The 10,545-nt window shown below is 49.9% G+C and carries 9 protein-coding genes; 8 read left to right on the forward strand and 1 reads right to left on the reverse strand.

Annotation, left to right across the window (positions count from 1 at the left end):
- The first annotated feature begins 12 nt into the window (after positions 1 to 12).
- The 6 genes from GQS10_RS09625 to phnE (GQS10_RS09650) all read left to right on the forward strand — a co-directional run bounded on the left by GQS10_RS09625 (position 13) and on the right by phnE (GQS10_RS09650) (position 6,009).
- Positions 13 to 1,416: an endospore germination permease gene (locus tag GQS10_RS09625; RefSeq protein ID WP_166241416.1), complete on the forward strand. Its 1,404-nt coding sequence runs from the start codon at positions 13 to 15 to the stop codon at positions 1,414 to 1,416.
- A gap of 85 nt (positions 1,417 to 1,501) precedes the next feature.
- Complete coding sequence (ytvI, locus tag GQS10_RS09630) at positions 1,502 to 2,527, forward strand: sporulation integral membrane protein YtvI (protein WP_166241418.1); 1,026 nt, start codon at positions 1,502 to 1,504, stop codon at positions 2,525 to 2,527.
- A gap of 264 nt (positions 2,528 to 2,791) precedes the next feature.
- The gene (locus GQS10_RS09635; RefSeq protein WP_166241420.1) at positions 2,792 to 3,478 is read left to right on the forward strand and encodes a Crp/Fnr family transcriptional regulator; all 687 of its coding nucleotides are present in this window, start codon (positions 2,792 to 2,794) and stop codon (positions 3,476 to 3,478) included.
- A gap of 175 nt (positions 3,479 to 3,653) precedes the next feature.
- Positions 3,654 to 4,421 (forward strand): phosphonate ABC transporter ATP-binding protein, encoded by a 768-nt coding sequence (phnC, locus tag GQS10_RS09640; RefSeq protein WP_166241422.1) that lies wholly within the window; start codon positions 3,654 to 3,656, stop codon positions 4,419 to 4,421.
- The gene (gene phnE, locus GQS10_RS09645; protein ID WP_166241423.1) at positions 4,421 to 5,224 is read left to right on the forward strand and encodes a phosphonate ABC transporter, permease protein PhnE; all 804 of its coding nucleotides are present in this window, start codon (positions 4,421 to 4,423) and stop codon (positions 5,222 to 5,224) included. Before phnC ends, phnE (GQS10_RS09645) begins: the two co-directional genes overlap by 1 nt.
- Entirely contained in the window at positions 5,221 to 6,009 is a 789-nt protein-coding gene (gene phnE / locus GQS10_RS09650) for a phosphonate ABC transporter, permease protein PhnE (RefSeq protein ID WP_424991779.1), read from the forward strand. Before phnE (GQS10_RS09645) ends, phnE (GQS10_RS09650) begins: the two co-directional genes overlap by 4 nt.
- 405 nt (positions 6,010 to 6,414) lie before the next feature.
- Here the strand turns inward: phnE (GQS10_RS09650) and GQS10_RS09655 are convergent, their stop codons facing one another.
- Complete coding sequence (locus tag GQS10_RS09655; RefSeq protein ID WP_166241425.1) at positions 6,415 to 7,395, reverse strand: phosphate/phosphite/phosphonate ABC transporter substrate-binding protein; 981 nt, start codon at positions 7,393 to 7,395, stop codon at positions 6,415 to 6,417.
- Positions 7,396 to 7,608: 213 nt separating this feature from the next.
- Here GQS10_RS09655 and GQS10_RS09660 point away from each other — a divergent pair, with 213 nt between their 5' ends.
- Positions 7,609 to 9,195, forward strand: a complete 1,587-nt coding sequence (locus GQS10_RS09660) for a bifunctional metallophosphatase/5'-nucleotidase (RefSeq protein ID WP_166241427.1) — start codon at positions 7,609 to 7,611, stop codon at positions 9,193 to 9,195.
- A gap of 24 nt (positions 9,196 to 9,219) precedes the next feature.
- A partial coding sequence (gene pxpB / locus GQS10_RS09665; protein ID WP_166241429.1) for a 5-oxoprolinase subunit PxpB occupies positions 9,220 to 10,545 on the forward strand: 1,326 nt, incomplete at its 3' end.

Here is a 10,545-nt window from a genome sequence, read left to right on the forward strand (position 1 = left end):
GGAGGGTTGGAGGTGAATAAATCGGAGCTTACCCGCTATCAAAGTGTTCTAATCGCAGCGGGTTTTACATTGAATGCAACGCTTATCAGCTTACCATCGGTTCTAACGAAATATGCGGATGGTAATTTTTGGTTTTCTTATTTACTTGCCTATTTTTATGGTATAGCTGTTGTCTATTTCATATCAAAGACCGCATCCCGATTCCCTGGGAAAGATTTATTTGTCTCTTTAATTGAATGGCGTGCATGGGCAGGAAAGGCGGTAGTCCTGCTCTACACCGGTTTTTACCTGTTTATCCTAATTCGTGATTTGCGCAGTACCGTAGACTTTATAGAAATTTCGTTATTGAATCACACTCCGCTGCCGATGATTATGGTTTTACTTATTGCCACGACTGTGATTGCAGCTGCAGGAAAACCAATGACTTTTGCCCGAATGAATGAGCTGTGGCAGCCGTTTTTACTTTTTATCATCGTGCTGCTGCCTGTTTTCCTTCTCGGAGACATTGACTTCAAATACTTATTTCCCGTTTTTGAAAAAGGATTACTGCCGCCGCTTCAAGCTTCGTGGTACCTTATTCCTTATCTTGGAGAAGCGATCGGGCTTGCTTTTATTGCAAACAGTCAATCGTGGATGCCCCGGGCTGCGGTGATCGGCGTCACTATCGGAACGGGGGCGCTTTTTATACTACAGGCTACTGTTATTCTTACACTAGGAACAGAGCTGCCTTCGCGGCTTTTGTATCCTAACTATGAGATGATCCGGCAGATCAGCTTGACCGATTTTTTGGACCGGTTTGACTTGCCTATTGTGGGGATCTGGCTCCCCGCGATGATGGTGAAAATCAGCTTTAGTCTTTACATTGTGAGTCATGGACTAGGGCGTATTTTTTCACCGAAAAGAGAGAAATTGATGGTTTTCGTGTTGGGATTAATTTCGGGCATCCTCGCACTATATCTATTTCGCGATGCTTTGCAGGTGTTCGCTCTAAACTATGTTTGGGTGCCGTTTGCTGTTGTTTTACAGCTAGGCCTGCCGCTTCTGATGTTTATGTTCGTAAGACCGAGGAAGGCGGATAAGCCGGGTCCAAAAAATGAAGACAAGAGTCAGCAGAATAAAGATAAACAGAATAAGGAACAGCAGAACCAAGATCAACAGGATCAAGAGAACCAGCAACAAGGTGAACAGCAGCAGCAGGGAAATCAAGAACAAGATCAACAGAATCAACATACCCAAAACAACCAAGAACAACAAGGCCAAGAGCAACAAAATCAAGATCAAGAGCAACAAAATCAAGATCAACAGGACCAAACGCAGAACAAAAAAGGTCAACGCAAATCAAAGCAAAAAAGTCATCTTCCTAAAAATCAAGCGGAAACGACTCAGAATCAATCTGGCAGCAATAACAACTTATAAAGCCGAATCATTTTACGGAGTAGAACAAGCAGGGGGATGAATGGTAGAATAAAAAGAAAACTTCATTTTGGAAGGATTGGCTCTATTGTCTGTAAAACAACTGATAGTACTAGCGGGCGTGTTGTTATTCCTGCTAGGCATGTTTACGGTCGGAGGACCGTTTTTGCTTGCTTTAATTGTTGCCATATTAATAGAGCCTGCACTGCTCTTCATCACCCGGGTAACGAAGCTGAGCAGATTGTGGACGGCTGTCATTTTATGCAGCTTGTTCACGTTCCTTGCGATTGGGGTGATCCTGTTTATCGGGGTGAAGGTCACTGCCCAAGCAACCGTCTTTTTCAAAATGGCTCAAGACTTCCTGATTGTCGAGGTCCCCAATTGGAAGGTCCAGTGGGTGAGCTGGGCGGAAAAGTTATCTCCGGAGCTCCAAGCTGGCATTGAGAAAAGTATTGATGGTATGACGCAAACAGCGGCCGGCATCGCCGGTAATATTTCGCGATCGCTGGTGAATATGGCTGCCAAGCTGCCGGGTATGTTTATCGCATTGATTGTATTCGTCATTGCACTGTATTTGTTTAGCATCAGCTTGCCATCAATGAAACGATCTTTTTTAAACTTTTTTTCAGAACGATCCCGTGACAAAATGGATCACGTCCTGGTTTCGCTTCGCGGTTCCATTTTCGGTTTTTTGCGGGCGCAGCTGTTGATCAGCACAATCACCTACATCATTGTGGCTGTCGGACTTCTGCTCATGAACGTTGATTTCCCGTTTGCGATTGCCCTGCTGGTTACCTTGGTCGATGCGCTTCCGATCCTCGGCTCCAGCGCCGTGCTGCTTCCGTGGGCCGCTGTCAGTCTTGTCACAGGGGAGCCTCAGCTGGGAATAGGCCTTCTGCTCTTATTTCTCGTGCTGGCGGTCGTACGCCGTATTATTGAGCCGAAAATCCTCGGTGATTCCGTCGGAATCAGTGCGATCTCCGCTCTAGTTGCTCTTTACGTTGGCTTCCAACTAGTGGGGGTTATCGGATTGTTTTTAGGGCCGGCTGTCGTTGTCATCTTCCAAGCGCTTCGAAAAGCAGGTTTATTTCAGTTTAAATTCGATATGGACTAAGCGGCGCGAAATCCGCTGTTCGTTCATGAACTATTTGATCCCGTCTCGGTCATGTACACCATAGCCAAGGCGGGATTTTTCTGTTTGGAAAATTTTAGGTAAAGATGAACCATAGCAAAATCGATGATTTTTTGACATAATATTCAGGGGAAAGAATAAGACGTTGGATGGATAGATTTCACCCGGATTCAGGAGGAACGACCTAACGAGTCGGACACGAATTGAACGGGATTGATAGGGTTTGTGGATGGGGGGATTCGTTTTATGAATAGTATTTTGGAGCTATTGCGGCAGATCGTCATTTTTCAAGGACTAGATTTCGAGGAACTGGAACGGATTGCGCCTCTCTTTTCGGAAAGAAAGGTTCCAAAAGGCACGGTCCTATTTTGTGAGGGAGACCCTGGTCACGAAATGTATATTATTAAGTCGGGGCTCGTGAAAATACATCGGCTTGAAAGCAACCGGGAAATTATATTAACCTTGTTCCGGCAGGGGGATTATTTCGGAGAGATGGCGTTAATTACACCGGGACAGACGAGGTCGGCTACGGCTGAAACGCTGGAAACGACGGAGCTGTACGTTTTGCTGCGCGAAAACTTTAATGAATTTCTATTAAAAACCCCCAGCATAATGATGAAGCTGCTCGAGACGACGATGGAGCGCATGCGCAGGACCAATGAACAGATCGAAGACCTATCCTTTTTGGATGTACGTTCCCGAATCATCAAGCTGATCATAAGACTAGGAGAAGAATACGGCAAACCGGTTGCCGATGGGGTGTTAATTGAAATGAAGCTGACTCATCAGCATATTGCCAATATGGCCGGTACAGTTAGAGAATCGGTTACGAAAATTTTGCAGGAGCTGCAGCTGGAGCAAGTGATTGATGTGCAGAGTAAAATGATATTAATTAGACGAGCGGAGGAGCTGCAGAAAAAAATTATGTATTAGCCCTATTGAGGTATACTTCATTCCGAAAACGTGAATTGTAAGAAAAATGCTTCATGAATCGTTACGATTTCTTTACATAGAAGAAAAAGGAACTTTGAAATTTGTGTCGAATTATGAATGTTTGGCAAATTGTTTTATGTAGTCATCATTATCATTTACAGAAAGTTGGAGGCTAATGATTCAGTTTAAAAATGTTTCGAAGGTATACCCGAACGGCGTTGTCGGTCTCAAAAACATTAATTTGAGCATCGCCCCGGGCGAGTTTCTTGTCATTGTAGGTCTTTCGGGGGCCGGGAAATCTACGCTGCTCCGTTCTATTAACCGCCTTCATGAAATTACAGAAGGGGAAATTTTGATCGGCGACAAGTCAATCACTGCAGCGGCTGGCGGCGAGCTTCGCCGGATGCGTAGAGATATCGGCATGATCTTTCAAAGCTTTAATTTGGTAAAACGTTCGACAGTGCTTCGTAACGTTATGTCCGGTCGCGTCGGTTATCATTCCACTATGCGTACGCTTCTGGGATTGTTCCCGAAGCAGGACGTGGAGCTTGCATTAAAGGCGCTGGAACGCGTCAATATCAAGGAAAAGGCGTATACCCGTGCCGACCAGCTGTCGGGCGGTCAGCAGCAGCGTGTATCGATTGCGCGTGCGCTTGCGCAGGAGGCCAAAATCATTTTGGCGGACGAGCCTGTTGCGTCTCTTGACCCGTTAACGACACGTCAAGTTATGGATGACTTGAAGCGAATTAATCAGGAGCTTGGAATTACAACGGTGGTCAACCTTCATGATATTGATCTGGCGCGTGAGTACGCCACCCGAATTATCGGGATGCGGGCTGGAGAGCTTGTATTCGACGGTAGTGTGGAGGAGGCGACTGACGAAACGTTTATGGGCATCTATGGACGTTCGTTACGAGAAAACGCAGCGGAGGTTCAAGCATAATGGCGGGCGATAAACAACCTTCCAATCCAAACAAAGGATTACAGCCTCCTTCGCAGCTCAAAACACAGCTGACTTTCGTTCTTATCCTGCTCCTGCTCGTGGGAAGCGCATATCAAACCGATGCTTCCTTCGGCAAGCTCATTACAGGAACCGGAGAAATGATGGAACTGCTGGCCGACATGTTTCCGCCGGACTGGGCTTACATAGACACGATCTGGGAGGCCATGCTTCAGACCATTCAAATGGCGGTCATCGGAACGACGGTAGGCGGATTGCTTGCGATTCCAGTCGCGTTCACAGCGGCGCACAATGTATTTGGCTCCAAGCTATTACATAATGCATCCCGCGTTATTCTGAACCTGATCCGGACGATCCCGGAGCTGCTGTTCGCAGCGGTGTTTGTAGCGATTTTCGGGATTGGGCCGTTTGCCGGGGTGCTTGCAATCAGCTTCTTTTCGTTCGGGTTAATTGCCAAGCTGTTCTATGAATCGATCGAAGCGATTGATCCGGGACCGTTAGAAGCAATGACTGCTGTTGGGGCGAATAAAATGCAGTGGATTCACTTTGGAATTGTTCCTCAGGTAGTGGCTCAGTACGTAGCCTACTTCTTGTATACCTTCGAGGTAAACGTACGTGGGGCGGCGATTCTTGGTATCGTTGGAGCAGGCGGTATCGGTCTTTTCTTGGACCGTTCCTTGAACCAGCTTCGGTACGACCGGGCAGCCACGATTATTATTTTAACGCTGGTGATCGTCTTGATTATTGACTACGTCAGCACGAAAATTCGGGAGAAATTGTTATGATGAACGAAGTGGTAAAACCGAAACGTTTTCGCATCCGTTTTTGGCTTGTCGGATTGATCATACTGGCGATTTACTTGTGGTCGTTTACCGGCCTTGAGTTTACGGGAATTAAGGAAACCTCGGGAGAAATCTCGCTAGCGATTTTACGAGGTCTCATTCACCCCGACTGGCATTACGTACCGGGTGAAGAGGGGCTGCTGGTTGGGTTGTATGAGACGCTGGCCATCGCAATCCTGGGTACGTTCATTTCTGCAGTGCTTGCGGTTCCGTTTGCTTTCTGGGCAGCGGCGAATATGAGCAAGCGCAGACAAGTATCCGGCTCCGGTAAATTTGTATTAAGCTTTATTCGGACCTTTCCGGAAATCATTATGGCGATTATGTTTATTAAAGCGGTAGGGCCGGGTCCCTTTGCCGGGGTTTTGGCGCTCGGTCTGCATTCGATTGGGATGCTTGGCAAGCTTTATTCGGAAGGAATCGAAAATTTAGATATGGGGCCTTCGGAAGCGCTGACCGCTTGCGGTGCAAATCGGATCCAGACCATTTGGTTTGCGGTCATTCCGCAGGTGCTGCCTTACTTCTACTCCTTTACCCTGTACCGCTTTGAAATTAACATTCGTTCCGCATCCATCCTGGGGATGGTCGGAGCGGGGGGCATCGGGGCTCCGCTGCATTTTGCTTTGGAAGCCCGCGGATGGGACCGTGTAGGCATCATATTGCTTGGGATTATCGTGCTGGTAACCGTGATCGATATGATTTCGGGCTATATCCGTAAACGGATCGTGTAATGAATGAAGCAGTAGCGTTTTTGAAACAAGATTTATGTGATAAAAGATTAGTGTGATAAACCATTTATGACGGTAATCAATTTGTTGCTGATAAGAAGTTCGTTTGGTTGATATGCTGGACGAGCTAGTGTCAGGGGCAAGTGCCGGTGATTACCTGTCGATGCGGCTTTGGCAGGGTATATAGGTGGAATGAAAGAATGGTTGTTGGGAAGGCTGTTTCGAGCCCAACAACCGTTTTTTTTGTTTGTAATGAGGTGGTTAGTACACGTGATGGGATGACTCGATGACTTGGAGTATTACTTGATTTACACGGGAATGGCATCGCTTAAATCCTTCATCTTATTTTGAGCAAGAAAAAAGCCCTCGCAATGGAGGGCTAATTATCCAAACAGGCATGCGCCGAAATTACTTGATTTCTTGACCTACAGCCTTTGCATATTCACGAACAGGCTGGAAGTTTTCGTCTTTACCTTCAGCATAACCCTTGTGGGAGTAAACGTCGCTGATGATTTTTTGGCCTTCCGGATCTTTACCGATCGCGATGAATGCGTCAGCAAGCTTCTTGCGGAAATCCTTGTCCATGTCGGAACGAACGGAAATCGTATCGTTCGGGATTGGAGCTGTGTAGTGAATAACCTTTGTCGTTTCGAATACGTCCGGCTTGTCCTTCACAACGTTGTTACGAGCATCTTCAAATACGGTTGCTGCATCAACTTCGCCGTTCAGTACAGCAAGGATTGCTTTGTCATGGCCTTTAACAGTGATACCAGTTACGTCTTTCTCCGGGTTCACGCCAGCTTTGATCATTTCAGCTGCCGGGAACACATAACCTGCGGAAGAAGTTACGTCTTGGAACGCGATTTTCTTGCCCTTCAGGTCAGCGATCGAAGTAATCGGGGAGTCCTTCTTAACAACGATCATTGCACGGTAGAAGTCAACCAGATCAGCTGTCGGCTTGCCTGTTCCTTCAACTACACCAAAACGCTGGGATTGAAGAAGAAGGTCAGCCGCTTTTCTTACGTCATGCGCAAGAACATATGCGTTCGGAGGCAGGAAGCCAACATCAACTTGCTTGGAGTCCATAGCTTCGATGATCGTGTTGTAGTTTGTCGAAACCGAAACCTTAACCGGGATGCCCAGACGGTCGCTAAGAAGCTTTTCCAGCGGCTTCGCCTTCGCTTCAAGCGTTTCTGCTGCTTGGGAAGGAACGAACTGTACCTTCAGCTCTTTCGGAACATAGCCAGCAGCTGCTTCTTGTTTGTTTTCTCCGCCTGCTGGGGCTTGTCCTTGACCCGCGTTGTTTGTTTCTTCTTTCGTGCCGCAGCCTACTGCTAAACCAGCAGCCAGCACCATAGTAAGACCCACTGCAGAAAACTTTTTGAACATCTTTTGTTTCCCTCCTGTGTGCTTTTTGACCGAAGTCGAACACGTAAAATATATTAGCAGAGAATTCCAAGGAACGGAAGTTAAAGTTTTATTAACTTGTGGGGAAAGGTCGAATTTTTCTGCGAAAAATCGTCGAACCTTGCCGTATTCCGTTCCTCTGCCAATAATGTGGTATAGTGGTCTTATCGAAACTTTTTCAGCCGGAGGACTGTTATGATTCCGATAGACCGTACATCAATCACTCTTTTAGAAACAAGCGACTTACATGGAAATATATTGCCCAAATCTTATGCAAATCATGAGCAGCTAGAGCTGGGGATGGCGAAAGTGTACACATTAGTGGAGAAAGAACGGCAAGAAGTGCCCTTTACCCTTGTTATTGATAATGGAGATCTGCTGCAGGGAACCCCGCTCGTATACCATCATGCCCGCGTGAACTCTGCTCCGCCGAATCCGATGGTGCTGGCCGCAAATGCAATGGGGTATCATGCAGCGGTAATCGGCAATCACGAGTTTAATTACGGAATGGAATATTTCTTAAAGGCGGTAAACGAAAGTCAATTTCCGTGGCTCAGCGCGAATTTGCTTAATGAAGCGGGAGAGCCGATGTTTGGACCGCCATATAAGGTGTTTGAAACGGAAGCCGGAGTAAAGATCGGCTTGCTTGGTTTGACCACCTCCTATATCCCCAATTGGGAAAACCCTAATCATATTCAAGGGGTTGTGTTTGCCGACCCGGTGGAGACTGCAAAGCGGTGGATTCCGGTGCTTCGCGAGCAGGAAGGTGTAGACGTTGTCATCGTTTCGTATCACGGCGGATTTGAAAGAGATTTAGATACCGGTGAAGCGACGGAGCCATTGACCGGTGAAAACCAAGGCTACGAGTTGTGTAATGCGGTAGAAGGCGTGGATGTACTGCTGACAGGTCACCAGCACCGAATGATTTCTCAGGTGCTTCCAAACGGAGTGGCAGTGGTGCAGCCGGGACATGCCGGACGTGCGCTGGGCAAAGTGAAGCTTGAGCTGGAGAAGCACAGCGAGGAAGGCTGGAAAATCGTAAGCAAGCATACGGAGCTGCTGTCGGTTGAAGGGGTTCAAGAGCACGAGGAGCTCGTTCGGTTGAGCGAAAGCTATGAAACAGAGACGCAGCAGTGGCTGGATCAGCCGATGGGCCGAATCAAAGGAGATATGACAGTTCGCGATGCGAAGCAGGTTCGACTCAAGGACAACCCGCTCATTGAATTTATTAATCGTGTGCAAATGGAAATATCGGGAGCTGAAATTTCCAACACCGCATTGTTTGATAATACGTCGCCGGGCTTTCCTCCTGAAGTAACGATGCGCCATATCGTATCGAATTATATTTATCCGAACACGCTTAAGGTGGTTCGCGTCAGCGGACGAGACGTACTGGAGGCGCTGGAGCAGACGGCGGAATACTTTATGGTCGATGCGAATGGACAGATTGAAGTGAATCCAAAGTTTGTGGAGCCGAAGCCGCAGCATTATAACTATGACATGTGGGAAGGCATTGAATACCGCCTGAATGTGGCAAAGCCGGCAGGCCAGCGGGTCGAGTTTGCGAGATTTCAAGGGAAAGATCTGGATCCGGACAGTACTTATGATGTCGTCATGAACAATTACCGCGCAGGCGGGGGCGGAAATTATTTAATGTTTCACGGCAAGCCGGTAGTGAAGGATATTCCGACGGATGTGTCGGAGCTGATCGCCAATTACATTTTCGAGCGCGGCACGATTGAAGCGGATTGTGACGGAAACTGGGAGGTTGTCGCAGAGTAATCCGAGGGAAGGAGCTGGGCGGCGATGGAGATCTATGCATCCGGGGACCGCGCGCTGACGCTTCGGTTCGGAGAGGCGCCGACAGATGAAGTGAGGGCCTCGCTTCGGGCGGTAATGCAACAGCTCATGGATAAGCCGTTAGCAGCAGTGCAAGAAGTGGTACCGGCTTATACGACGCTGACGCTTCTGCTAGATCGGGTAGTTGATGACGAGATAGCGGAGACTGTTCGAAGATATGTGGAAAAGGTGATCCTGCCACGTGATGGAACCGAGCCGGAGGATGTCAACAGCTGCTCAGCGGAAACGGATGAGGAGCAGCGTGCTGAACGTGACTGGAGCGTGTCGATTCCTGTGATTTATGGGGGAGAGCATGGACCGGATCTGCAAGAGGCAGCAAGCCGCTGCGGGCTTTCGGAAGATGAGGTGATCCGGCTTCACAGCTCCCGGAGCTACGAGGTTTGCATGCTTGGCTTTGCGGCGGGCTTTCCTTATTTGCTCGGGCTGCCTCCCGAGCTGGCCGTGCCGCGCAGAGGAACGCCGCGAACGAAGGTTCCGGCAGGCTCTGTTGCGATCGGCGGAGTACAAACGGGCATTTATCCGTCGGAGCTTCCGGGAGGCTGGAGCATTATCGGGCGGACGCCATTGAAGCTGTTCGACGCGTACCGTGAGCCGCAGGCGCTGCTGCGAGCGGGCGATCGGGTACGTTTTGTCCCGGTAACGGCAGATGAAGCGTCTGCATGGGCACAAGCCGGCGTCGCTGGCGGAGCTCCGGCAGACGGCGAGGCCATGCGGCTCGATGCCGCAGGGGAACAGAGCAGCGCGGCAGTGTGCGAGGGTGAAACGAGTGCGCCGGCTGAAGGTGCTCGCTTAAAGCGGGGAGGGTCCCTTGGCGGCGATGCAGCGGCGGGGGCCTTGCTCGTCGAGCGGGCGGGTCCGCTCGCGAGCGTCCAGGCCGCTCCGCGCATCGCGGGCCGCGCCTTGGGCGTGGCGCCCGGCGGCGCCGCGGACCCGCTCAGCCTGCGGATTGCCAACGTACTCGTCGGCAATCCGCAGGACGCGGCCGCGCTCGAGCTGACGCTCGGCGGCGCGGCCCTCATTTGCGAGCGCGATACGCTGCTCGCGGTTTGCGGCGCCGACGCGGCGCCGCAGCTGGACGGCCGCCCGCTGCCGATGTGGCGGCCCGTCCTAGCCAGGGCCGGAAGCCGCATCGGCTTCCGGGCCCCGCTGCGCGGCTGCCGCGTCTACGTCGCGGTCGCCGGCGGCATCGATATGCCGCCGTGGCTCGGCAGCCGCGCGACGGACCTGCGCGTCGGCGCAGGCGGCTACCGCGGGCGCGCGCTCCGCGCCGGC

This window comes from Paenibacillus turpanensis, assembly GCF_011421635.1.
GTDB classification, from domain to species: domain Bacteria; phylum Bacillota; class Bacilli; order Paenibacillales; family YIM-B00363; genus Paenibacillus_AK; species Paenibacillus_AK turpanensis.